The sequence below is a fragment of the Aromatoleum toluolicum genome, assembly GCF_012911005.2.
In the GTDB taxonomy this organism is placed as follows: Bacteria; Pseudomonadota; Gammaproteobacteria; order Burkholderiales; family Rhodocyclaceae; genus Aromatoleum; species Aromatoleum toluolicum.
Genome location: NZ_WTVS01000057.1, coordinates 1 through 23484 on the forward strand (window position 1 = coordinate 1; position 23484 = coordinate 23484).

Sequence of the window (23484 nt, forward strand, 5' to 3'; positions counted from 1 at the left end):
GCCAGTCCTGCACCGACGGCGGCAGCAGGTAGTCCGTTTGGCGGTCGATCGGGCGGAAGCGGCTCACGCAGTCAGGCTCCAAGGGTGACACGGCATTTTACCGGGCGATAGTCCGACAGGCTGCTAGTATTTCAGTAGCGCCTGACGAGTACTAAAAAGTGCGTTGGTTACCGTACATTCTATTCGGCCGCATAGCGGGTACTCGGATGCCTGAAGAACGCACGCACAATGTCCGGGGTTTTCTGCAGCGAGTGCATGAAGCGCAGCGCGAGCTTCTTCATCTGCTCGGGCCCCTTGATGATGCTGCGGCCCAGTTTGTGGCTTTTCAGATGTGCCCAGACGTGCTCGTCGGGATTCAGATCGGGCGAGTAGGCCGGCAGCCGGAACAGCCGCAATTTGCCATCGAACCCCTCGACGAACTTTCGGACCTTGGCGCTGCGATGCACCGGATGACCATCGACCACCAAGAAGATTGGCCGCGTTGTGCCCTGCATCAGTCGCTTCAGAAACTCGATGAAGACGTCCGCGGTGACGTTCCCCTCAGTACACATGAACCGCAACTGCCCCTTTGGGCTGATGGCCGAGATCAGATTGAGCTTGAAGCGGGCGCCGGTCGTCTTCACCACCGGCGTCACCCCCACCGGCGCCCAGGTCGTGCCGGTATGGTAGTCCGAGCGCACCGCGGCCTCGTCGCCGAAGAAGATCTCCGCCCCGACCGCTTTGGCTTCGGCGCGAATGCGCGGAAACTCATTCTTGATCCAGTCGGTCACCAGAGCCGGGTCGCGCTGGTAGGCGCGCATCGGCGGCCGTTGCGGCGACAGCCCCAACTTGCGAAGCAGACGCCCAACGCTCACCTCCGACATTGCCACTTTGAACTGGGTGCGGATCAGTTCTCGAACCATCGCCCGCGTCCACAGCGCAAACTCGAACTTGAACTGCTGCGGGTTCGACAGTGTGATCGTGCAGTACAGCCAATCGAGCGCCTTGCCGTCGAGCTTGGGCTTGGCACCCGGCACAGGTTTGGCACGCAGCGCGTCGAGCCCGCCTTCACGGTACAGCGCCAGCCACTCGTAGATGCGCGGGCGCGAAAAGCCGAGCGCCTTGACCACGACTTCGGGCGACTCGCCCGCTTCAACTCGTTGCACCGCCCGAATCCGCATTTCTTCGAGCGTGGCATGCGACAGGGAGCGACCGTCTCTCTTTTCCATGCCGAATTATCGCATGTCGCCTTCAATCAATGTTCGCTAACCAACGCACTTCTTAGTAATTCATCGCTTCTGGATAGGCGGTCCAACCGACAGGCCTCGTGATTTGACTAGAACTGCAAGTATCCCGAGGCTGCAAGTGGAACCGTACGGTAACATCACGATGGAGGACAAACCATGGAGTTGCGCCACCTTCGCTGCTTCGCTGTCCTGGCGGAGGAACTGCACTTCACCCGTGCTGCTGAAAGGCTGCATATCGAGCAGTCCCCCCTGTCCCGTACCATCAAGGAGCTCGAAGACGAACTTGGCGCACTGCTATTCGATCGTGACCGCCGCGGCACACGGCTGACACAGGCCGGTGCAGTTTTTCTCCAGGATGTGCTTCGGTTGTTCTCGACGCTGGAACTTGCCCGTGAAAACGTAAAAGCGGTTTCGTCAGGCTATCAGGGGATTCTTCGCATCGCCGTCCCCTGCGGCTGCATCGATCCGCGGCTATCTGGCTTTCTCGCACGCTGTCGCGAGGAAGATCCGGAAGTCGAGATACGTTTGACAGAAGCGACGCTGGCCGAGCAGGTGCGCGGACTGCGTTCGGGCAGCTTCAATGTGGGGTTTGCACATACCACCGACGTCGGGGATGGAATCGTTGCCGAACCGATCTGGATTGATCCGCTGGTCGTGGCCGTATCGGCACGGCATCCGCTGCTCGTTCACAAGCAGGTGCCCTTGGAGGAGTTGGTGCGTTATCCGCTCGTAATGGCTGATCCCCGGTTGTTCGGGCGGAGCAATTGCGAGCTGGATCGATTGCTGCACACCGCGATGGGCAAACCCGGCGCCGTCGAGCACGTCGCCTCGATGGACATGATGCTGACGCTGGTCGCAGCTGGTTATGGCGTTGGGTTCGCGAACGCTGCACGAATTAGAGTTTGTCATCGCCCCGACGTGGTGACTCGTCCTCTCGCGGCCCAAAATGTCACCCACACCACGTACCTGTTACGACCGGACAGTGGCGCTGACACCCCTTCCGCCATACCTCTGGACCGCTTTATGGCGCGTCTACACGCTCAAATCGACGAGTAACGGGCAAAGCCCGGTGCCGTTCACCGGTTACGTCTTTGGCCCCGAGCGCAGGTTATCCTCCGTCACAGCGATCAGATCAGCGGCACTTCTGTTCAGAGCTCCGGCGATTCTGAGGATCAGCGCCAGCGTGGGCATGTGCTCACCCCGTTCTATCTTTCCCATGTGGGAGCGCTCGATTTCCGCCAAGGACGCCAGCTCTTCCTGAGCCATTCCCTGTTCCATCCGTGCCGCACGAACCGCCAGGCCGAAGGCCAGCGCAGGCTCAGGTTCGTAGGTGGTCGATCCGACAGGGCGGCCTCGCTGGACAGTACGCTTTTGCATCGGCAAAAGCGTCGAATATCGCGATACTTTTAACCACGTTAAATTTAACTCTTTGCTATGATGCTTGCTGCCACGGTCTGGCCTCCATCACGAAATGGCATCCATGAGTGCCCCCAGCCAATCGTCGATACTCAAACTCGCCGTTTCGGCTGACGCGCTGTCGCCACAGCTGGCGACACTGCTTGCCCTGCAGCGTGTCGAGGAGCCGGAAACCCTCGTCCTGCTGCAGGAGGCCACTGCCGGCGATCTGGTCCGTGGCCTGGAAAACGGCGATTGCGACATGGGCATGGCGGTGGGGACGACGTCAACGCACCTGGCGTTGGACACTCAGCCACTTTGGGGTGACGAACTGGCTTTGGCGGTTCCGTTACGCTCGCCGCTGCTTGCCCACGTCGAGGTGTCATTGGATGCGCTGCTGCACTATCCATTGGTTCGGCGGTGCCCACGGGCATGTGAAGCGCTGAGCCAGCAGGTTGATGCTGTCATTGGGCCTGAAGACCGTTCTGCCCGGGAGGTCAATTCCTTCGAACTCATGGCTCTGCTGGTGGCGGCAGGCTACGGTGTCGGCATTGCGCCCCGATCGCGCATCGCGCAGGCACGTGGCTGGGGTGTTGCCATGCGCCCCCTGGCCGGCGGTCCCTATCTCATCCGAACCCAGTTGCTGCTGCCGTCGCGAGGGTGTGTGCCGGCTGTCGAGAGGTTTGCCGAACGGGCGGCGAAGATCACGGAGACCAAGCCGGCGTGATGAGGCGTCCATCGTACGTTCGCGTGTTTCCAGACGAAAGCGGCACGCGGCATCTTGCAGTGCAAGTTCGCCATCGCGCGTATCGCTAGGCGTACCGGGGCAGTTGTGGAGTCCGACTATCGCGTTGCACCACCCTTTCGCTGACGGCGCTGCATACCAGATGGACGGCGAGGTGCAGATTCTCCGGCGTCACCGCCTCGATGGGGGACTGCCCTTGGAAGAGATCGTTCGGACGTATAAGGGCATGGTAGATGTGCCAAGTGTCGACTCCCGGGGGCATCTGCTTGAGGATGGTTTGGATCAGCCTGCGCTTGAGCGGATCGAGCTGCCAATCCGGCACGCGCTGTCCCCGGTTGCCCAGGCTGATCGACAGGAGGTTGCCGGCCTGGATTTCGTAAGTGATCCAGCGACGGGACTTGCCTGCGAGCTTGGCATAGTCGGCGACCGACAGGTTGTGCGGAGCCTCCAGAATGTCGAGCAGGATCATCCGCTCGCGCTGGACGTTGGAGATGGCCGGCTCGATCTTGGGCACGCGCACTGCGGAAAGGCGCTGCACCGGAGCCGTGGCCAGCGCCATGGCCCCCTGGAGCGGTTGCGACACCACCAGCGTGGGAGCAGCCCTGGCCGCCGACAACGGTTGCTCCTCCGCTTCGGTGGCGACCACGGGAAAGCCATCCAGTTGAATGGTCAGCAGCGTACTGGCCGCTTCGACCTGCCCCTGCTCGAACAGGTCCAGCCGGTCCGCCCAGTCCTGCATCATGCGTCGGCGCTGCTCCACATACTTGGCGTGGTTGTAGGTTGCGCGAACCTGGTTGGGATCGACGTGGGAAAGCTGTGCATCCACCCACTTCTCGGGATACCCCAGTTCGTTGAGTGCGGTCGAGATGGTTCCGCGGATGCCGTGGCCGGTCAGCCGGCCCTCGTATCCCAAGCGATGCAGTGCCTTGTTGAGGGTGTTCTCGCTGATGCGCTGCTTGAGGCTCTTGTCCCCCGGGAACAGGTACGTCTGGGCTGGCTTGGACTGGTCGAGCATGTGCCGAACGATCTCGATCGCCTGCACGGACAGCGGCACGATGTAGGGTGGGATGTCCTCCGGCCGGACGTTCTCCTTCTGCATCTTCAATTCCAGCTGTTTCACCACCTCCGGCGGGATGATCCACAGGCCATCGTCGAGGTGGAACTGGTCTGGCGTCGCCAGCCGCAGTTCCCCGGTCCGCACGCCGGTCAGCAACAGCAGGCGGAGGCCAAGCTGCGTTTTCAGCTTGCCGGGGTACTTGCGCAGCAACTGCAAGAACTCGGGCAATTCGGGCATGCGCAGGAAGGGGTTGTGGCGTACCGGCGGCTGGGGCATGGCGACCACATCCAGGTCGGAGGCCGGGTTCTGTTCCAGGCCCGGCACGATCACGAGGGCATACCGGAAGAGCTGGTTGAACCAGGTGCGCACCTTCTCGGCGATGGATGGCGCGCCGCGCTTCTCGATGCGGCCGACGATTTCAAGTAGGTCGGCGCGGGTGATCTCGTAGATCGAACGCTTGCGCAGGCTCGGCAGGATGTCGTTCTTGAAGATGCGCGGGATCATCGACAGCGTGGTCTGCCGGCCTTTCTTGAGGCGCCCCTGCGCCCGGAAGGCGAGCCACTTGTCGTACACCGCCTCAAAGGTGTTCTGCTCGGCCTGGGTGGCGATGCGCCGATCCTTCTCTCGCTGCCGCTGTGGGTTGATGCCCTTGGCCACCAGCGCCCGCGCATTGTCGCGGCGCTCCCGCGCTTCGCGCAGGCTGATCTCCGGGTACGTCCCCAGGGACATCCGCTTCTGTCGGCCCAGCCAGGTGTAACGAAAGTGCCAGGACTTGGTGCCCTTGTCCGAGACGGCCAACGAGAGGCCGTCGAAATCGGGGATCGTGTAGTCCTTTCCGGTGGCCTTCGCCTGCCGGACGAACATGTCGGTGAGTGCCATGCTTGCTCCTGAACAGAGTCAGGAGTCAGATGCTCATCCCGGCACCCGCTCGGCCCAAGGAACAATCCGGACTCGAACACAACCGCTTTGATGGACTGCCGGATGGACTAATTTAGTCCAGCAGTGGGTGGATTTCGGTGGATCTCATTGGAATGTTGTCTAGCGAAAAATTCTTTGCTGACAACAGCTTATGGAGCTCAGTGGATCTCCATGGAAGCCTAATTGGAGCGGGCGATGGGAATCGAACCCACGGCTCTAGCTTGGGAAGCTAGGGTATTACCATTATACGACGCCCGCTCGGCGGCCCGGTTTGTGTCGGGCAGGGCGCCATTCTAATGACTGGCGCAGTGCGACGCAATGCGCGGTCGGGGCGGTGCCGCAGGGCGTGGTAAGATTTTCACTCGACGCCTCAGACAGTTTCCCCATGATCCAGCTCATCATCAACGGCCAGCCGGAACGCCTCGATCAGGCGCTGACCGTGCATGCCCTGCTCGAGGCGCGCCAGCTCGCCGGCAAGCGGCTGGCGGTCGAGCGCAACGGCGAGATCGTCCCGAAGGGCCGGCACGCCGAAACCCTGCTCGCGGACGGCGACCGGCTCGAGATAGTCGTCGCAGTGGGCGGCGGCTGAGAGATCATGAATAAAGCTACTGCGCGACCCGATTTCGCCCCTGTCGAGTTTGGCAAATGCGTCGCCGTACCAGTGTACGGCTGCGCTTCTCGGGCCGAACTAGGGCCGCTCGCTACGCTTTCTTCAAGACCTCTTGGTGCTGTTTCCCGGCGTTGACGCCAATTCTCTTTCAACCCCGCAATCCCGCAGGTCGAACATGAACGACTCCCTGGTCATCGCCGGCAAGTCCTACGGCTCCCGCCTCCTCGTCGGCACCGGCAAGTACAAGGATTTCGACGAGACGCGCGCAGCGATCGACGCGAGCGGCGCCGAGATCGTCACCGTCGCGATCCGCCGCACCAACATCGGCCAGAACCCCGGCGAGCCCAACCTGCTCGACGTGCTGCCGCCCGAGCGCTTCACGATCCTGCCGAACACCGCCGGCTGCTACACGGCGGACGACGCGGTGCGCACGCTGCGCCTCGCGCGCGAGCTGCTCGACGGCCACGCGCTCGTGAAGCTCGAAGTGCTGGGTGACCCGAAGACGCTGTTCCCGAACATGCCCGAGACGCTCAAGGCCGCCGAGATCCTCGTCAAGGACGGCTTCGACGTCATGGTGTACTGCGCCGACGACCCCATCCAGGCGAAGATGCTCGAGGACATGGGCTGCGCCGCGGTGATGCCGCTCGCGTCGCTGATCGGTTCCGGCATGGGCATCCTGAATCCGTGGAACCTGCGCCTGATCATCGACCAGGCCAGCGTGCCGGTGCTCGTCGACGCCGGCGTCGGCACCGCGTCCGACGCCGCGATCGCGATGGAGCTGGGCTGCGACGGCGTGCTCATGAACACCGCGATCGCGCACGCGCAGAACCCTGTGCTGATGGCCAGCGCGATGAAGAAGGCGGTCGAGTGCGGCCGCGAAGCCTTCCTCGCTGGCCGCATGCCGCGCAAGTTCTACTCCGCCGACCCGAGCTCGCCGACGAGCGGCCTGATCGGCTCGTAAGTCTTGTCGCAGCGGCGCGCATTGCGGGCTGCTGCGACGACCGCTTCCTCCCTTCCGTTCCGCCCGCGGAGCGCGACCGCTTCCGTGCCGTCGCCGCCCGCCCAGCAAAGATGACCGCAACCAATCCCGACCACCCGGATACCGATCCGTCCGCCTCCGCCGAACTCCAGCACGCGCCGCCGGGCGACCCCGAGGCGCGCTTCTCCAGCCGCTCGATCCGCAGCTTCGTGCTGCGCCAGGGGCGCATGTCCGTCGCCCAGCAGCGCCACATGGAGGAGACCTTCCCCAGGGTCTCGATTCCCTACCGCGTCGCGCCGCTCGACCTCGACACCGCCTTCGGCCGCCCTGCGCCCAAGATCGTCGAGATCGGCTTCGGCATGGGCGAGACCACCGCGAAGATCGCCGCGGCGCTGCCCGACAAGGATTTCCTCGGCATCGAGGTGCACGGCCCCGGCGTCGGCAGCCTGTGCAAGCTGATCGCCGACAACGGCCTCGCCAACCTGCGCATCATGCAGCACGACGCCGTCGAGGTGCTGCGCGACATGATCCCGGAAGGCGCGCTCGCCGGCGTGCATGTGTTCTTCCCCGATCCCTGGCACAAGAAGCGCCACCACAAGCGGCGCATCATCCAGGCCGACTTCGTCGCGCTGATCGCCTCGCGCCTCGCCCCGGGCGGTTACCTGCACTGCGCGACGGATTGGGAGGAGTACGCGCAGTGGATGATGGAGATCCTCGCCGCCGAGCCGGCGCTGGAGAACACCGCCGACGGCTTCGCGCCGCGCCCGGACTACCGGCCGCTGACCAAGTTCGAGAACCGCGGCCTGAAACTCGGCCACGGCGTGTGGGATCTGGTGTTCCGGCGGCGTGGGTAAGCGCCCGGAATGCCTTGGAATTCGGCAGTGGGAGCGGCCTCGGCCGCGAATCGGGTAGCATTTCGCATGCATATCGTGCGCGGCTGAGGCCGCTCCCACCGGATCAACCGAGGTGAAGCGTATGTGGAGCTTTTTGGGCAGGTTCTTTCGCGGCATCTGGTGGCTGGTGGACGCGCTGCGGCGCGTCGTCGTCACGTTCGTGTTCGTGCTGGTGCTCGCGCTGGTGCTGGCCTTCGTGCTGTATCCGGGGCCGTCCGTGCCCGACGGGGCGGCGCTGGTGCTGCGGCCTGCGGGCACCCTGGTCGAGCGCGTGCGCGTCAATGATCCGCTGGGCATCATCCGCTCGGGCGGCGCCCCCGTCGCCCAGACCTCGCTGCCCGACCTGCTCGAGGCGGTGCGCGCCGCACGCGAGGACAAGCGCATCAAGGCGCTGGTCATCGAGACCGATCTCCTCGCCCCGGGCGGCTTGTCCAAGCTCGCCGAACTGCGCGAGGCGGTGCTCGATTTCAAGAGTGGAGGCAAGCCGGTGTATGCGCGCGGCGAGCGCTTCCTGCAGGGGCAGTACTTCCTCGCCAGCATCGCCGACGAGGTCCATCTCGCGCCCGACGGCTTCGTGCTGCTGCCCGGACTCGCGCGCAACGTCAGCTACTTCAAGGGCGCGCTCGACGCGCTGGGCGTGAAGGTGCATGTATTCCGCGTCGGCGAGTACAAGTCCTTCAGCGAACCGTTCACGCGCACCGACATGTCCGACGAGGATCGCGAGTCCTCGCGCGTGCTGCTCGATGAGCTGTGGCAGGGCATGCGCGAGCGTGTCGCAGGGACGCGCAAGCTCGCGCCCGGGGCGCTCGACCGCTATGTCGAGGACTACGCCGGGCTGCTGCAGGCGACCGGCGGCGACGCTGCCCGCGCCGCGCGCGACGCCGGCCTCGTCGATGCGCTGAGCCAGCGCGACGAATGGCGAGAGCTGCTGAAGGCGCGCGTCGGCGAGGGGGGCGACGGCAAGGACTACCGGCGCATCGACGCGGACGATTACCTCGCCGCAGTGCGCGCCGCGCGCCCGCACGAGAATGCGCGCGTCGCGGTGCTGGTCGCGCAGGGCGCGATCGTCGATGGTGCGGCGGACGACGATTCGGTCGGCGGCGACAGCCTCGCGGCGCAGATCCGCGCGGCGCGCGAGGACGAGGCCGTGAAGGCGGTGGTCTTGCGCATCGACAGCCCCGGCGGCAGCGCCTGGGCGTCGGAGGTGATCCGCCGCGAGCTGGAGCTCACGCGCCGCGCGGGCAAGCCGGTCGTCGCGTCGATGAGCTCGGTCGCCGCGTCCGGCGGCTACTGGGTCGCGGCTGGCGCGGACGAGATCTGGGCACGGCCGGAGACGCTCACCGGCTCGATCGGCGTGTTCGCGATGTTCCCCGAGCTCACCGAACCGCTGGCCCGCCTTGGCGTCACGACCGACCGCGTCGCGACCGGCCCGCTCGCCGGCACGCTGGACCCGCGCCGCCCGCTCGAACCCGCGCTGGCGAAGGCGATGCAGCTGGGCGTCGAGCACAGCTACCGGCGCTTCGTCGAGATCGTCGCGAGCGCGCGCAGGAAGGACCTCGCCGAGGTCGATGCCGTCGCGCGCGGCCGCGTCTGGACCGGCGCGGCCGCGCTGCGCCTGGGCCTCGTCGACAAGCTCGGCGGGGTCGAGGACGCAGTCACCGCCGCCGCGAAGCGCGCTCGGCTCGAGCACTACGAGACGGTGTGGCCGACGGGCGAGATCAACCTGCGCAACCTGCTGCTGCGCCGCCTGATGTCGGTCGTCGGTCCCGTCGGCATTACCAGCGAGTCGCCGCTCGCGCGCCTCGTCGGTGGCCTGCAGGCGCAGGCCGCCGACCTGCTGCGCTGGAACGACCCGCAGCACCTGTACGGCCACTGCCTGTGCGACGCGCCGTAGGCGCTAATCGCGCAGGAACAGCGTCAGCAGGTCGTTGAGGAAGCGCCGCCCCTGTTCGGTGGGGCGGATCTCATCGCCGTCGACCTGCACCAGCCCGCGCTGCCGCGCCTCGATCAGCTCCGTCTCGATCGCCGCGAAGGGCAGGCCCGTGCGGTTCGCGAACAGCCGGCGCGGGAAGCCGCCGGTGAGCCGCAGCGCGTTCATCATGAACTCGAAGGGCAGCTCCGCGACGCCGACCTCGCGGCGTTCCTGTACGAACTCGCGCCGCTGCGCGCTCTCGAGGTAGCGCGTGGGGTGCTTGTGGCGCATCTCGCGCACGATGCCCTCGTGGCTCGACAGCTTGCCGTGCGCGCCGGCGCCGATGCCGAGGTAGTCGCCGAAGGTCCAGTAGTTGAGGTTGTGTCGGCACTCGTGGCCCGGTTTCGCGAACGCAGAGGTCTCGTAGTGGCGGAAGCCCGCGCCGGCGAGCCGCTCCTCGATGGCCTCCTGCATGTCGGCCGACAGGTCGTCGTCGGGCAGCGTCGGCGGCGCATGCGCGAAGGGCGTGTTGGGCTCCAGCGTCAGGTGGTAGCACGACAGGTGCGTGACGCCGAAAGCCAGCGCGGTGTCGAGATCGGCGAGCGCCCCGGCGAGCGTCTGCTCCGGCAGCGCGTACATCAGGTCGAGGTTCACGCGCTCGAAATGCGCGAGCGCCGTGTCGATCGCCCGGCGCGCCTCGTCGCCGCCGTGGATGCGGCCGAGCTGGACGAGGTGGCGGTCGTCGAAGCTCTGGATGCCCAGCGACAGGCGATTCACGCCGGCCGCGCGAAAGTCGCGGAAGCGCGCCGCCTCGACGGTGCCGGGGTTCGCTTCGAGCGTGACCTCGGCCATCGGATCGAGCGGCAGCAGCGTGCGGATGCCGGTCAGCAGCCGGTCCAGCCCCTGCGCCGACATCAGGCTGGGGGTGCCGCCGCCGAAGAAGATCGAATGCACGCGTCGCCCCCACACCTGCGGCAGGGCGCTTTCGAGGTCGGCGAGCAGCGCGTCGATGTAGGCCGCCTCGGGAATCTCGCCGCCGCGCGGGGCGTGCGAGTTGAAGTCGCAGTACGGGCACTTCTTGACGCACCACGGGTAATGCACGTACAGCGCGAGCGGCGGCGGCGTGGTCAGCTGCGGGCGCTCCGGCAGTTCGCCCGACGTTTTGCCTGCGGCCGGCGCGACCGCGAGCGGGATGATGCGGCGTTCGTTCACAGCGGGTCGGTTTCCAGCCTCAACAACAGGTGGCGCATCGCCGCGCCGCGGTGGCTCAGCGTGTTCTTGAGCTTCGCATCGAGTTCCGCGGCGGTCTGGCCCAGTTGCGGCACGTAGAACAGCGGGTCGTAGCCGAAGCCGGCCTCGCCGCGCGGCGCGTCGAGGATCGCGCCGTGCCATTCGCCATCGGCGATCACGGGGCGCGGGTCGTCCGCATGGCGCACCAGCACGACGACCGAGTAGAAGAAGGCGCGTCGGTCGCTGATGTCGGTGAGGCGCTCGATCAGCAGCGCGTTGTTGCGCGCGTCGGATTTCGGTTCGCCGGCATAGCGCGCCGACTGCACGCCCGGCGCGCCGCTCAGCGCCGTCACGCACAGGCCCGAATCGTCCGCGACCGCCGGCAGGCCGCTCAGCCTGGCGGCGTGGCGCGCCTTCGCGAGCGCGTTCTCGACGAAGGTGTCGTGCGGCTCCTCCGCCTCCGGGATGTCGAAGGCCGACTGCGGCACCACCTCGATGCCCAGCGGCGCCAGCAGCGCCGCCATCTCGGCGGCCTTCTTGGCGTTGTTGCTTGCGAGTACGAGTCGTTTGCTCATCGTGTCACTGCTCCGCAATGGCCGCGCGCTGTGCAGCGAACAGCTGGCGAATGCCTCCTTCTGCGAGTGCCAGCAGCGCGTCGAGTTCCTTGCGCGTGAAGGGCGAGCCCTCGGCCGTGCCCTGCACCTCGACGAAACCGCCGGCGCCGGTCATCACGACGTTCATGTCGGTGTCGCAGTCGGAATCCTCCGCGTAGTCGAGGTCCAGCACCGGCACGCCCTTGTGGATGCCCACCGACACCGCGGCGACGAAGTCGCGCATCGGGCTCGCGGCGAGCTTGCCGGCGGCGATCAGCTTCGCGAGCGCGTCATGCACCGCGACGCAGGCGCCGGTGATCGCCGCGGTGCGCGTGCCGCCGTCGGCCTGCAGCACGTCGCAGTCGACGATGATCTGGCGCTCGCCCAGCGCGGTGAGATCGACCACCGCGCGCAGGCTGCGCCCGATCAGGCGCTGGATTTCCTGTGTGCGCCCGCTCTGCTTGCCCTTGGCGGCCTCGCGCGCGCTGCGCGTGTGGGTCGAGCGCGGCAGCATGCCGTACTCTGCGGTCACCCAGCCCCGGCCCTTGCCGCGCAGGAAAGGTGGCACGGACTCCTCGACGCTGGCCGTGCACAGCACGCGCGTCGCGCCGAATTCGACCAGCACCGATCCCTCGGCGTGGCAGGTGAAATTGCGGGTGATCCGGACGATACGCAGTTCGTCGGCGTGGCGGTGGCTCGGGCGCATGCGGGTTTCCTATTTGCTGAATTTCTGGATGGCGGCATTGATCTCGGCAATCGCCTTCTCGATGTCGTCGTCGCTGATGTCGAAGCGCGATGCGGGTGCGCGCGAGGTGTCGAAGCTTTCGAGCTGCGTCGTGAAGTTGTCGAGCGCCATCGTCTGCGTCGATACCGCGTCGCCGTGCGGCTGCGTGGCGTCGTCGTGCCAGCGCATCGCGAGCATCGACAGGTTGTCGCAGCTCGCCCCGGCGATGGCCTCGGCACGGTCGAGCAGGGCGGGGACCGCCTTCATGATGTCGGGGGCCGACAGTCCCTCGCTCAGTGCCGCGTCGCCGAGCGGCCCCCACACGCCGTCGGTGCACAGCGCGAGCACGTCGCCGTCGCGCAGCGGCAGGCGCTTGGAGAACTCGACCTGCGGCGCGTGGTTGCCGCCAAGGCAGCTATACACCCGGTTGCGCCCCGGATGGCGCGCGGCCTCCTCGGCATTAAGGAGGCCCTGGTCCATCATCAGCTGCACGCGCGAGTGGTCGCGCGTGTGCATGGCGACCTTGCCCTGGCGCAGCACGTACAGGCGCGAATCGCCCGCGTGCGCCCAGTAGGCGAAGCCGTCCTGCACGATACACGCGACCACCGTCGTGCGCGGCGCCTCGTCGAGGTTCTTGTCGAAGGCGTAGTCGAGGATCGCGTTATGCGCGTTCGTCAGCGCGCGCGACAGGAACATCGATGGGTCGCGCTGCACCGACCGCGCATCGCGCTGGAAGGCCTCGGTGATGAACTGTACGCAGATGTGCGACGCGACCTCGCCGTGCAGGTGCCCGCCCATGCCGTCGGCCACCACCATCAACAGCGCGTCGCGCGAATAGCTGTAGGCGAGCCGGTCCTGGTTGTTCTTGCGCTGGCCGATGCGGCTTTCCTGGTAGATCGTGAACTTCACGGTCGCGTCCTTCCTTATGTACGTCCGATAAACGACTTCAGTCGTGCGCCGAGGTCGCCGAACAGCCCCGCATGCACCGTGTCGCCGTCGTCGTCGCGGCGGATCAGCGCCTTCTGCAGCGAATACACGCTCTGCGGGCGTGCCAGCGGGTCGAGCTTCAGGCACCAGTCGATGGTGTCCAGCAGCTGCGGGGAATACTGTGCGCCGTGCGTCCTGCGCAGCGGCACGAAGGTGTCGTGCCTGATGCGTTCGTCCGAGCGCGGCGGCGGGTTGCCGGTGATGCACGCGTGCAGGCTCGCGCCGACGCTGTAGATGTCGCTCCACGGCCCCAGCGCGTCGCGGTGCTCGAACTGTTCGGGCGACGCGAAGCCGGGCGTGTACATCGGCTTCAGGATCGGCTGGTCGCTCATCAGCGTCTGCCGCGCCGCGCCGAAGTCCAGCAGCACCGGCGTGCCGTCGTTGCGCAGGTAGATGTTCGACGGCTTGATGTCCAGATGCAGCAGCTTGTGCGCATGCACCTCGCGCAGGCCATTGAGCATGCGCGTGAACACCACGCGGATGAAGCGTTCGCTCACCTCGCCGCGGTGTTTCTGGATATAGTCGTGCAGCGTGCGCCCGCGCTCGAACTTCATCACCATGTAAACTGTGGCGTTGGCGCGAAAGAAATTCAGCACCTGCACGACGTTGGGGTGCATCAGTTTCGCGAGCGAGCGGCCTTCTTCGAAGAAGCACTTCATCCCGTAGCGGAACGCGGGCAAGTGCTCCTCGGAGACCTGCGGTTCGAATTCGCCGTCCTTGCGCAAGGCGAGCGAGTTGGGCAGGTACTCCTTGATCGCCACCGGCGTGCCTTCCTGGTCGTTGGCGAGGTACACGATGGAGAAGCCGCCCAGCGAAAGCTGCCGCTCGATCCGGTACTGGTCCAGCTGGAAACCGGCGGGAAGAGGGCAGTTTGTTTGCGCAGACATTTGGAGGAAGGCTGGAACCCGGCTTTCCGCGGCATTTTTTGTTTGGAACCCGCAGTGTACAGGATCGCGGCGGGTTCCCGGAGACACTACCGATGATCCACAGCATGACCGGCTTCGCCGTGCAGACCCGCGACCTCGGACGCGTCAGCATCCACCTCGAGCTGCGCAGCGTGAATTCGCGCTACCTCGACCTGTTTTTCCGCATCGGCGACGAACTGCGCCAGGCCGAACCGGCAATCCGCGAACAGATCTCCGCGCGCCTGACCCGCGGCAAGGTCGAATGCCGGCTCAACCTGCAGACCAACGGTGCCGCCCCGCGCACGCTCGCCCTCAACGCCGCGCTGCTCGATCAGCTGCGCGAAGCCGAAACACGCGTGCGCGACCGCATGCACGACGCCGCCCACCTGTCGGTCGCCGAAGTGCTGCGCTGGCCCGGCATGCTCGCCGATGACAGCGTCGGCTTCGATGAGCTGCAGCCGGCCGTGATCGAGCTCGCCAAGGCCGCGCTCGACGAACTGGTCGCGACGCGCCGTCGCGAGGGCGCCAAGCTCGCGGCTATGATCCGCGAACGCCTCGACCGCATGCGCGAGCTCGTCGCCCAGGCCCAGCCGCGCGTCCCCGAACTGGTCGCGGAATACCAGGAGAAGCTCACGACGCGCCTGCGCGAAGCGGTCGCCTCGCTCGACGAGGACCGCATCCGCCAGGAGGTCGCGCTGTTCGCCCAACGCATCGACGTCGCCGAGGAGCTGTCGCGCCTGACCGCGCACATCGACGAGGTGCAGCGCATCCTCAAGGCCGGCGGCGCCGCCGGCAAGCGCCTCGACTTCCTGATGCAGGAACTCAACCGCGAGGCCAACACGCTCGCGTCGAAGTCCTCCGCGACCGAGGTCACCGGCATCGCGATGGAGATGAAGGTGCTGATCGAGCAGATGCGCGAGCAGGTGCAGAACATTGAATGACGTTTCGTAGCACGCCACGCCGCACCATCAACCAAGCAGAGCCCGCGTAGTTAGCGGGCTTTGTTGTATCGAGCAGCACCACGTCGTATCATCACATCACGGTATAGGTGTGTAACCAGCCGTGTAACCAATGGGCAAAATCTGCCAAAAAGTGGTTACACAAGGATGATGAAGACATGGGCAAGCTGTCGGATGTGCAGATTCGCAACTGGATCAAGACCGGCGAACGCTTTGCGGGCAAGGCGGACGGCGATGGGCTGTATCTGCGTTTCCGAGCAGCGGATGCCACACCCGTCTGGCTGTTTCGCTACCGTTTTGCGGGCAAGGCGCGCGCCATGCTGATGGGCGGCTTCGGCGTTCTGTCCCTCGCCGATGCGCGGAAGGAAGTGAAGCGCCTAGCTGCTCAGGTGGCACTCGGGATTGACGTTGCCGGCGAGAAGCAGGAACGCAAGGCCGAAGCTGTCGCCAAGATCGAAGCCGCAGCGCGCGCCGTGACTGTTGCCGACCTCGCGGACGACTACTTCGAGCGGATGATTGCCGGGCGCTGGAAGCACCCCAACATCGTGCGCAGCAGGATCGAGAAGGACATCAAGCCCGCCATCGGGAAAATGAAGGTGGAGGACGTGCGCCCTGCCGACATAGACGGACTGCTTCAGGATGTGGTGAAGCGCGGCGCTCCGACCGTGGCGAACGACGTGCTGCGCTGGGTGCGGCGGATGTTCGACTTCGCGATCAAGCGGCACCTGTGCCAGCACAATCCTGCCGGCGCTTTCGACTTGGCAGACGCGGGCGGCAAGGAAGAGGCGCGCGACCGTGCGCTATCCCGCTCCGAGCTGGCGACCTTCTTCAAGGCCATGCGGGAGGCTAAGGGCTTCAGCGTGGAAAACGAGCTAGCGGTGAAACTGCTGCTGCTGCTCGCCGTGCGCAAGCAGGAACTGACGGCGGCGCGGTGGGATGAATTCGACCTCGACGCCGCGGTGTGGAACCTGCCGGCCGAGCGCACCAAGACCGGCGCGGCTATCGCGATCCCGCTCCCCGCTGTCGCCGTGGAATGGCTCCGCACGCTTCATCGGCTGGCGTGCAGTTCGGACTACGTTTTCCCCGCTCGCAAGATGCAGCACCGCATGATCCCTCACATCCACGAGAACACACTGAACGTTGCGCTCGCCAAGGTGAAGCACGGACTGCCGGCCTTCACGATCCACGATCTCAGGCGCACGGCACGCACGCACCTGGCGGGGCTGGGCGTGCCTCCCCACGTGGCAGAGAAGGTGCTGAACCACAAGCTGAAGGGCGTGGAAGGGCGCTATGACCGCTACGACTACTTCGAGGAACGGAAGGCCGCGGTGAACCAGTGGGCGGCGCTGCTTGGGCAACTGGAGAAGGGCGGGGCAGATGTGATCCCGATCCACGAACGGCGAGCCGCTGCCGACTGAAAACAGAGTTTCATCGCCGCCTGACGGATTCAGGCAACGACACAGGGAGTTACTTCGCCATGAAGAAGCAGACAAAGAAGCCCGGCGCACCCCAAACGCCGCAACAATCGCAGGAACCGAGCCTGATTGAATTGCTGCTGAAAGCACATGGGCGGCGCTAACTGAGGTATGCCGCGCCTAGGACGACGGTCCGAAAACCCGATCCCCTTGTCGGGCTGACGCGGCACTCATTCAAGGGCTTGCGCATTGGGGGCGCTGATGATCGAAACAACCTACGTTCGAATCGAGCGTGCAGCGGCAGTGCTGGAGACTGACGAAGATACGCTTCTGATTGCGGCAACGGAGGGGCGTATCCGCCTGTATGCGCTAGTGAACCGCGATTGCTACGCCGAACTGACAAAGGTGCATTCCGGTGATTACCTCGAAGTGGCGAACCAGCCGTGGGAGATGACCGTGCACGAGGAACGGTTTCGCATGTTTCAGTTTGTCCCGATCTTTCCCATCTCAGCGGGACATTTGTTGAAATTTGGACGCGCTGACCTCACGGGTCATCCGCTGTCGGATGAGGACGAACACGGAATGATCTGGGTCACATGGAATGGCGGACCCTTCGAGCATGAGCAACCGATAGTGGTGCTGCGCTCAGATCTTTTCCTCCTCCGAGAAGCTGCAGAAGCACTCAGACGGGAAAAGATGCCCGCTGCTGGCACTGTTCGGACTCCTGATGCACAGCTGCCAAGAGGGGCTGAAACACGTAAGCGGGATACTCTTCTATGTATCCTTGCCGCGATGGCGGACCAAGCCGGCATTGATCCAAGCGAACGAGGCGCAGCGGCGAGGGTCGCGGAATGGACTGAGCATATCGGCGCACCCGTCAGCGAGGACACCGTTCGTAACGTCCTGAAGTCGATTCCCGAGGCCACCCAGCGCCGGACCAAGTAACCAAGAAACCGAATTCGGGAAGAGAAAACCGAATTCGGGCTATCGCTCGTTGCATTTCGCCAAAGTCCGCCCCATGCCGCATCAAGCGGCGCAACGCAAAACAGGGGCGAACCATGCACAGCAACACCACTACCACGCCGAAGCTGAAGACTGCCGGCGCTACGATCCCGCCAGCTCTGGCGAACTTCGACTCGCTGCCCGACAGCGCGCTGGTCGACGTCGCAACCGTCGCAGCTCTGCTTGGATGCTCCCGTAACACGGTCTGGCGAAAGGCGAGGGCCGGCGCGCTTGCATCGCCGATTAAGACCGGACCGAACTCGACCCGCTGGCGCGTCGGCTCGATCCGCGCACACCTCGCCGCCATCATTGGGTGAGGGCGCGAGCGATGACCGACAACAAAAAGGGCCGCACCGGACGGCACGACCCCAAGCAATTCAACTTCGACCACTCTACCGGCAATGACGATCCGCTGCGCGGCGGGCACGAGCTGGGTAAGCCCGCACGCCTGAACCGCCAGCAAAAGCGATCCTGGCGGCGCAAGGGGGGCGCGCGATGATCGCCGCCAACATCATCGACGGTTTCCGCGAGGCGATACACCAGGCCGGGCTGGTTCCGCCTGCCGTGATCGATGCGGACGGGCTGCTGCATCGCTTCCACGTTGAAGGCGACAAACGCGGCTCGCACAACGGCTGGTATCTGCTGCACCTGAACGGGCGCGCGGCGGGCGCTTTCGGGAGCTGGAAGGCTGGCATTCAATCCTCCTGGGCAGCGGACGGGCAGCGCATGAGCGATGCGGAGCGCGACGCCTTTGCCGAGCTGGTGAAGACGGCACGCGCTAAAGCGGACGCCGAACGGCGCGCGGAGCATGAAGCACGGGCCATCGAGGCGCGGGCGGAATGGCACCGTGCCGTGCCTGCCGATCCGGCGCACCCGTACCTTGTCGCCAAGCATGTGCAGCCGCACGACCTGCGACAGATTGGCGGCGCGCTGATCGTGCCTCTGATCGACGTGTATGGCCTGCTGTGGAACCTGCAACGCATCCGCACGGATGGTGACAAGCGGTTCCGGCCGGGCCGCGCAGGCGGGCTGTATTCGCCTATTGGCGACCTGTCGAATCCGGGGCGAATTCTGATCTGCGAAGGCTGGGCCACGGGCGCGACGCTGCACGAAGAGTCCGGGCATCCGGTGCTGTGCGCGATGAACGCGGGCAACTTGCTGTCGCTCGCCAAGGCGGCGCGGGCGGCATGGCCTGCTCTGGATCTCGTGATCTGCGCAGACAACGACCGGAACACTGCTGGCAACCCGGGCGTGACTGCGGCGACCGCTGCCGCGACGGCGACCGGGGCCAAGGTGATCGTTCCCGAGTTCCCCGAAGGAGCGAGCGGTTCGGATTTCAACGACCTGGCGGCGATCCGCAGGAAGGGGGCCGCGCAATGATGGGGAATGTGTTGGACCTGAACCAGTTGATCGAGCGGGCGATCGTGCCGGGCGAGGACTGGCCGGAACCGCAACCGTTGGCGGCAAAAATGGAGCGCGAGCCGTACCCGTTCGACGCGCTGCCCGACACCATCCGTGCGGCGGTGGAGGAAGTCGCGGGTTTCGTGCAGGCACCGTTGCCTCTGGTGGCGTCGTCGGCGCTTGCGGCGCTGTCACTGGCGCTACAGGCGCATACCGACGTGAAGCGCAGCGAAAAGCTGCAAGGGCCAGTCGGGCTATTCCTGCTCACCATCGCGGACAGCGGCGAGCGTAAATCGACCTGTGACGGATTTTTCGGCGCGGCGATACGCGAGTATGAATCGCAGCAAGCAGAGGCCGCCAAAGGACCGCTGAAGGACTACGCGGCGGCACTGGGAGCATGGGAGACGAAACGGGCAGGCATCAAGGACAACATGCGGCAGTTGGCGAAGGCGAAGAAATCGACCGCCGACGACGAAATGCGCTTGCGTGACCTTGAGCACGACAAGCCCGAACCGCCGAGAGTCCCGAGACTGGTCTATGGCGACGTGACACCCGAGGCGCTGGGCTACCAGGTGGCGAAGGTGTGGCCGTCGGCGGGCATCGTATCGAGCGAGGCTGGGGCGGTACTAGGGGCGCACGGCATGGGCAAGGATTCGGCCATGCGAAATATGGCACTGCTGAATCAGTTGTGGGACGGCGCGACGATATCGAGCGAGCGGCGCACGGTGGAGTCATGGAGCGCACGCGGCGCGCGGCTGACGATCGCATTGCAGGTGCAGGAAGCGACCTTGCGCGAGTTCTTCACCAAGTCGGGCACTCTCGCACGCGGGACCGGGTTTCTTGCGCGGTTCCTGATCGCCTGGCCGGAATCGACCCAAGGTTTTCGGCTGTTCAAGGAAGCCCCTGCGTCATGGCTACACCTGGCGGCATTCAATCGGCGTATTGCCTCGATTCTCGCGCAACCGGCACCGCTGCAAGAGTGGGGCGGACTGGAACCGCCTCTGCTGGCATTGGCACCGGACGCTAAGGCGGCATGGATCGAGTTTCACAACGCAATCGAGGGCAAGCTAGCTAGCGGTGGCGAACTCCACGATGTGCGTGACGTGGCATCAAAAATTGCCGACAACGCTGCACGGCTGGCGGCGCTCTTCCATGTTTTCGAGCAAGGCGCGGGCGGCGCAATTGGCATCGATGCGCTGGAATCGGCAACCTGCATCGTCGCGTGGCACCTGTCGGAGTCGCGGCGTTTCTTTGGCGAACTCGCATTGCCTGCCGAGATGGCGGGTGCGGCGCGGCTCGACGCCTGGCTGATCGAGCATTGCAGGCGCCACCACACGACCATGATTCCGACTAGGGAGGCGCAGCGGTTGGGGCCGGTGCGGGACAAATCCGCCATGGGCGAGGCGCTGGCGGCTCTGGAAGAACTCGACCGGGCGCGGCTGATCCTGGAGGGCAAGCGCAAGCTGATTGCGATGAATCCGGCGCTGGTAGTCACGCGATGACGACCCTATCCGAGCTGATCCATAGAAGGCGGCGCGGCGCTGGTGCGACAGCGGCACTTGCGACTTCTGCGACACATGACGAGCAAGAGGCGCGAACTGTCGCAACTGTCGCAACTGTCGCTGTCGCAAAGTCTAGCGAGGACGTGACCGCGCGGGCCTGGCTGCTGCATTTCACTGATCGTGATCCGGTGGAAGTCTGGACGGCACCGCCAGCAACGCACGCGGAAATCCTGGCAGCGAACCCTGATGCAATCGCAGCGGAACCGCCGATGCTGATCGACGCCGATCCGCCAGCGATGGCGCAATCCTGCAAAGACTGCCGACACCGGGCACGACCAGGGCACGCCGAGCCGGGTTACTGCGCCATGCGAATCGACACTCCGCACGCCTACGGACCGGGGCATCCCCTGCACTTGCTGCCCGAGGACGGCGGCGCGAGCTGCGAACACTTCGAGGAATGGACATGACGAAACGCAAAGTGCCGACCAGGGAAGCGAGGCCGGACCCGGACAAGGAAGCCAAGAACCGCGCCGACGTGGCTACCCATGCCGAGACAATGACCGCCGTCGCGGCACTTCGCTTTGCGGGCGTCGTGGGCGAGCAAGATCCACAAACTTTAGTCGCAGAGATGACCGACCGCATCAAAGCCGTGGTCGGCGGCGACATGCGCGAACCGGAACGGATGCTCATGGGGCAGGCAATCGCGTTACAAGCGATTTTTTCCAGCCTGGCGAACCGGGCCGCGATCAACATGGGCGAGTATCCGCAGACCGTCGAGCGTTATATGCGGCTGGCTCTGAAGGCGCAAAGCCAGTGTCGGGCAACGCTCGAAACCCTGGCGGTGATCAAGAATCCGCCCGTCGTGTTCGCCAAGCAGGCGAACGTCACGACCGGGCCGCAGCAGATCAACAACGGTATAACCGTACCGGCACGCGCGGGGGAAACGCAAAGCGAGCCGAACAAACTATATAGAGGCGCACGATGGGCAATGGATGGACGCCGGAACGGCGAGCGCGGCAAGCGGAGTTGATTCGCACATGGCGACCGTGGGAGCACTCAACGGGACCGAAAACCGATGAGGGCAAGGCGACCGTAGGGCGCAACGCCTTCAAGGGCGGCCATCGGGCGCTTCTGCGGGATTTGGCGCGGGTTCTGCGGGAGCAAGACCTACAGCGGCGCGAGATTGAGTAGAACTTGTTTGATGTATGCTTTTGTTCTGCCCTGTCATGCCGCGCTGGGATCAGCCAAGTTGCGAGTGACGGATTCGCGACCGATTGAGGAGGCACAAATGTTTGAGACCAGCCTAGAGCGAACAATCATCGTTACCGCAGTCGTTCTCTGGTTTGCCCACGGCTGGTATCTGAACGAACGCCTCAAACATGTCCATGAAAAACTCGACCGCATCCTTGACGCATTCGATGGGTTGCGCGACTACCCCTTCGACCGGGGCGATTCCGCAAGCCGCTGAAAAGTGTGTAACCAAGCGTGTACCCATTGATTTGCGGAGTAGGGGTACATCCAGAAGCGGCGAGGCTTTCAAGGCGTCTTCGATATTCAGGTGCAACATCGAGTGAGCATTGTGTGCTGCATCAAGATATGCCTTCGTCAAGTCAATGCCCGCACAGTTAGCCTCAAGCGGCGGGGGGGATGGCGACGGGCGTTACCTGGTCAGTTTTTGGCCGGCGCCAACTTTGATTGTTGTCCAACCAATGTCAGTCATAAGTCTGAATTGTTGTCTTAAGCGCAACAGTTAGTCGCGGCAGCGGTGGTATTTCGCCTGCCTGAACGCTCCTACAGTGATCCCCACGGACACTCACAAGGAGCTTCAAGATGATCATGATCAGACGGGCAAACGAGCGCGGCGTGGCGGAATTCGATTGGCTGAGTTCCCGGCACAGCTTTTCGTTTGGCCACTATTACGACCCGGCGCACATGGGCTTCGGCCCGCTGCGCGTCATCAACGAGGACCGGGTCGTCCCGGGCGAGGGCTTCCCGACGCACGGTCACCGCGACATGGAGATCATCTCCTACGTGCTGGAGGGCGCGCTCGAACACAGAGACAGCATCGGCACCGGCTCGGTGATCCGGCCGGGGGACGTGCAGCGCATGTCGGCCGGCACCGGTATCAGCCACAGCGAGTACAACCACTCGTCGACGGAGCCCGTGCATTTCCTGCAGATCTGGATCGTTCCCGCGGCCCGCGGCCGGCGGCCCGGTTACGAACAGCGCAATTTCCCGCGCGACGAGCGCCACGGGCGTCTGCGGCTCATCGCGAGTCCCGACGGAAGCGACGGCTCGGTGACGGTTCACCAGGACGTACGCCTCTATTCGACGCTGCTCGACGGCGATCAACGCGCAGAACTCGCGCTGGCTGCCGGGCGCAACGCCTGGGTGCAGGTCGCCCGTGGTGAGGTCACCGTCAACGGCAAACGCCTTGCGGTGGGAGACGGGGCCGCGATCGATGGCGAGTCATCCGTCGTACTCGACGGTGCCCGCGCCGCGGAGGTGCTGGTGTTCGATCTGCCGGGACAAACGGACTGATCGAAGCGCTTATGCCGTCATCAGGCGATATCGTGCAAGGAGGATGTCGCAATGATGAATGCGCCGGTTCTGGACTTCACGTGACTGAGAAGAACGCGCCAGCCCGCGGGACGGGCTGGCGACAAGACCCCAAGGAGAAGATCATGCACGGACAGGAACTCGCCAACGGACTCGCGGGAGGTCGATGATGACGAAGAACGATGTGACCATCGAGCGGGAAGATACGCCGACGAAGGGCCGCTACGTCGCCCGGGTTCCGGGCGTGGCCGAGGAGGCCGAACTCACCTTCAGCAAGGCCGGAGCCGAGCTGCTGATCGCCGATCACACCGCGGTCCCCGACGCGATGCGCGGCATGGGCGTCGGCGCGTTGCTCGCCGCCCGCCTGGTCGCCGACGCGCGAAAGGGCGGCTACAGCATCCTCGCGCTGTGTCCGTTCGTACGGGCGCAGGCGCAGCGCCACCCCGAGTGGGCCGACGTCGTCCGGACCTGA

At 65.1% G+C, this 23484-nt stretch carries 26 protein-coding genes and 1 tRNA gene; 18 read left to right on the top strand and 9 right to left on the bottom strand.

The features are described from left to right. Positions 1-179: 179 nt before the first annotated feature. The gene (locus tag GPA27_RS21260) at positions 180-1208 is read right to left on the bottom strand and encodes an IS630 family transposase (protein ID WP_050417857.1); all 1029 of its coding nucleotides are present in this window, start codon (positions 1206-1208) and stop codon (positions 180-182) included. A gap of 174 nt (positions 1209-1382) precedes the next feature. On the opposite strand from GPA27_RS21260, the gene GPA27_RS21265 reads away from it, so the two are divergent. Next, on the top strand, positions 1383-2282 hold the full coding sequence (locus tag GPA27_RS21265) for a LysR family transcriptional regulator (protein ID WP_050417856.1): 900 nt from the start codon (positions 1383-1385) through the stop codon (positions 2280-2282). A 27-nt stretch (positions 2283-2309) separates the two neighbouring features. Here the strand turns inward: GPA27_RS21265 and GPA27_RS21270 are convergent, their stop codons facing one another. Beyond that, positions 2310-2603 carry a helix-turn-helix domain-containing protein gene (locus GPA27_RS21270; RefSeq protein WP_050417855.1) on the bottom strand — a complete coding sequence of 98 codons (294 nt, stop codon included), beginning with the start codon at positions 2601-2603 and terminating at the stop codon, positions 2310-2312. Positions 2604-2706: 103 nt separating this feature from the next. On the opposite strand from GPA27_RS21270, the gene GPA27_RS21275 reads away from it, so the two are divergent. Next, on the top strand, positions 2707-3348 hold the full coding sequence (locus GPA27_RS21275; protein WP_050417854.1) for a LysR substrate-binding domain-containing protein: 642 nt from the start codon (positions 2707-2709) through the stop codon (positions 3346-3348). An 85-nt stretch (positions 3349-3433) separates the two neighbouring features. On the opposite strand, the gene GPA27_RS21280 is transcribed toward GPA27_RS21275, so the two are convergent. Continuing rightward, positions 3434-5302 carry a tyrosine-type recombinase/integrase gene (locus GPA27_RS21280; protein WP_050417853.1) on the bottom strand — a complete coding sequence of 623 codons (1869 nt, stop codon included), beginning with the start codon at positions 5300-5302 and terminating at the stop codon, positions 3434-3436. 223 nt (positions 5303-5525) lie between these two features. Beyond that, a tRNA-Gly gene (locus tag GPA27_RS21285) sits at positions 5526-5599 on the bottom strand. A 127-nt stretch (positions 5600-5726) separates the two neighbouring features. Here GPA27_RS21285 and thiS point away from each other — a divergent pair. From thiS to sppA, 4 genes are all read left to right on the top strand, one after another. Next, positions 5727-5930 carry a sulfur carrier protein ThiS gene (gene thiS / locus GPA27_RS21290; protein WP_050417852.1) on the top strand — a complete coding sequence of 68 codons (204 nt, stop codon included), beginning with the start codon at positions 5727-5729 and terminating at the stop codon, positions 5928-5930. A gap of 196 nt (positions 5931-6126) precedes the next feature. Continuing rightward, positions 6127-6912 carry a thiazole synthase gene (locus GPA27_RS21295; protein ID WP_169142440.1) on the top strand — a complete coding sequence of 262 codons (786 nt, stop codon included), beginning with the start codon at positions 6127-6129 and terminating at the stop codon, positions 6910-6912. Between the two features lie 110 nt (positions 6913-7022). Then, positions 7023-7784, top strand: coding sequence for a tRNA (guanosine(46)-N7)-methyltransferase TrmB (gene trmB / locus GPA27_RS21300; protein ID WP_246261323.1), 762 nt, complete (start codon positions 7023-7025; stop codon positions 7782-7784). A 121-nt stretch (positions 7785-7905) separates the two neighbouring features. Then, entirely contained in the window at positions 7906-9717 is a 1812-nt protein-coding gene (gene sppA / locus GPA27_RS21305) for a signal peptide peptidase SppA (protein ID WP_169142441.1), read from the top strand. 3 nt (positions 9718-9720) lie between these two features. Here sppA and hemW read toward each other — a convergent pair whose 3' ends face one another. The 5 genes from hemW to GPA27_RS21330 are packed head-to-tail and all read right to left on the bottom strand — an operon-like array spanning position 9721 to position 14156. Further along, positions 9721-10947: a radical SAM family heme chaperone HemW gene (hemW, locus tag GPA27_RS21310; protein ID WP_169142442.1), complete on the bottom strand. Its 1227-nt coding sequence runs from the start codon at positions 10945-10947 to the stop codon at positions 9721-9723. Beyond that, positions 10944-11540: an RdgB/HAM1 family non-canonical purine NTP pyrophosphatase gene (rdgB, locus tag GPA27_RS21315; protein ID WP_169142443.1), complete on the bottom strand. Its 597-nt coding sequence runs from the start codon at positions 11538-11540 to the stop codon at positions 10944-10946. Before rdgB ends, hemW begins: the two co-directional genes overlap by 4 nt. A 4-nt stretch (positions 11541-11544) precedes the next feature. Beyond that, positions 11545-12264 carry a ribonuclease PH gene (rph, locus tag GPA27_RS21320; protein ID WP_169142444.1) on the bottom strand — a complete coding sequence of 240 codons (720 nt, stop codon included), beginning with the start codon at positions 12262-12264 and terminating at the stop codon, positions 11545-11547. A 9-nt stretch (positions 12265-12273) separates the two neighbouring features. Next, positions 12274-13191, bottom strand: coding sequence for a PP2C family protein-serine/threonine phosphatase (locus tag GPA27_RS21325; protein ID WP_169142445.1), 918 nt, complete (start codon positions 13189-13191; stop codon positions 12274-12276). A gap of 14 nt (positions 13192-13205) precedes the next feature. After that, a complete protein-coding gene (locus GPA27_RS21330) occupies positions 13206-14156 on the bottom strand; it encodes a serine/threonine protein kinase (RefSeq protein ID WP_169142446.1) in 951 nt (316 codons plus the stop codon). Between the two features lie 92 nt (positions 14157-14248). Between GPA27_RS21330 and GPA27_RS21335 the strand changes: the two genes are divergently transcribed. The 12 genes from GPA27_RS21335 (at position 14249) to GPA27_RS21390 (ending at position 23484) form a co-directional block, all read left to right on the top strand. Continuing rightward, positions 14249-15115 (top strand): YicC/YloC family endoribonuclease, encoded by an 867-nt coding sequence (locus GPA27_RS21335; RefSeq protein ID WP_169142447.1) that lies wholly within the window; start codon positions 14249-14251, stop codon positions 15113-15115. 176 nt (positions 15116-15291) lie between these two features. Further along, positions 15292-16551 (top strand): tyrosine-type recombinase/integrase, encoded by a 1260-nt coding sequence (locus GPA27_RS21340; RefSeq protein ID WP_169142448.1) that lies wholly within the window; start codon positions 15292-15294, stop codon positions 16549-16551. Positions 16552-16809: 258 nt separating this feature from the next. After that, complete coding sequence (locus GPA27_RS21345; protein WP_169142449.1) at positions 16810-17493, top strand: hypothetical protein; 684 nt, start codon at positions 16810-16812, stop codon at positions 17491-17493. 113 nt (positions 17494-17606) lie between these two features. After that, positions 17607-17867 carry a helix-turn-helix transcriptional regulator gene (locus GPA27_RS21350; RefSeq protein WP_169142450.1) on the top strand — a complete coding sequence of 87 codons (261 nt, stop codon included), beginning with the start codon at positions 17607-17609 and terminating at the stop codon, positions 17865-17867. A gap of 11 nt (positions 17868-17878) precedes the next feature. Next, complete coding sequence (locus GPA27_RS21355; RefSeq protein ID WP_169142451.1) at positions 17879-18049, top strand: hypothetical protein; 171 nt, start codon at positions 17879-17881, stop codon at positions 18047-18049. Next, entirely contained in the window at positions 18046-18930 is an 885-nt protein-coding gene (locus tag GPA27_RS21360; RefSeq protein WP_169142452.1) for a toprim domain-containing protein, read from the top strand. Before GPA27_RS21355 ends, GPA27_RS21360 begins: the two co-directional genes overlap by 4 nt. Before the next feature lie 11 nt (positions 18931-18941). Continuing rightward, positions 18942-20453 carry a YfjI family protein gene (locus GPA27_RS21365; protein WP_169142453.1) on the top strand — a complete coding sequence of 504 codons (1512 nt, stop codon included), beginning with the start codon at positions 18942-18944 and terminating at the stop codon, positions 20451-20453. A gap of 269 nt (positions 20454-20722) precedes the next feature. After that, entirely contained in the window at positions 20723-20920 is a 198-nt protein-coding gene (locus GPA27_RS21370) for a hypothetical protein (protein ID WP_169142454.1), read from the top strand. Then, positions 20917-21483: a hypothetical protein gene (locus tag GPA27_RS21375; protein WP_169142455.1), complete on the top strand. Its 567-nt coding sequence runs from the start codon at positions 20917-20919 to the stop codon at positions 21481-21483. Before GPA27_RS21370 ends, GPA27_RS21375 begins: the two co-directional genes overlap by 4 nt. Positions 21484-21741: 258 nt before the next feature. After that, on the top strand, positions 21742-21921 hold the full coding sequence (locus GPA27_RS21380; protein ID WP_169142456.1) for a hypothetical protein: 180 nt from the start codon (positions 21742-21744) through the stop codon (positions 21919-21921). Between the two features lie 362 nt (positions 21922-22283). Beyond that, positions 22284-22994 (top strand): pirin family protein, encoded by a 711-nt coding sequence (locus GPA27_RS21385; protein WP_169142457.1) that lies wholly within the window; start codon positions 22284-22286, stop codon positions 22992-22994. A gap of 187 nt (positions 22995-23181) precedes the next feature. Continuing rightward, positions 23182-23484, top strand: coding sequence for a GNAT family N-acetyltransferase (locus GPA27_RS21390; RefSeq protein ID WP_169142458.1), 303 nt, complete (start codon positions 23182-23184; stop codon positions 23482-23484).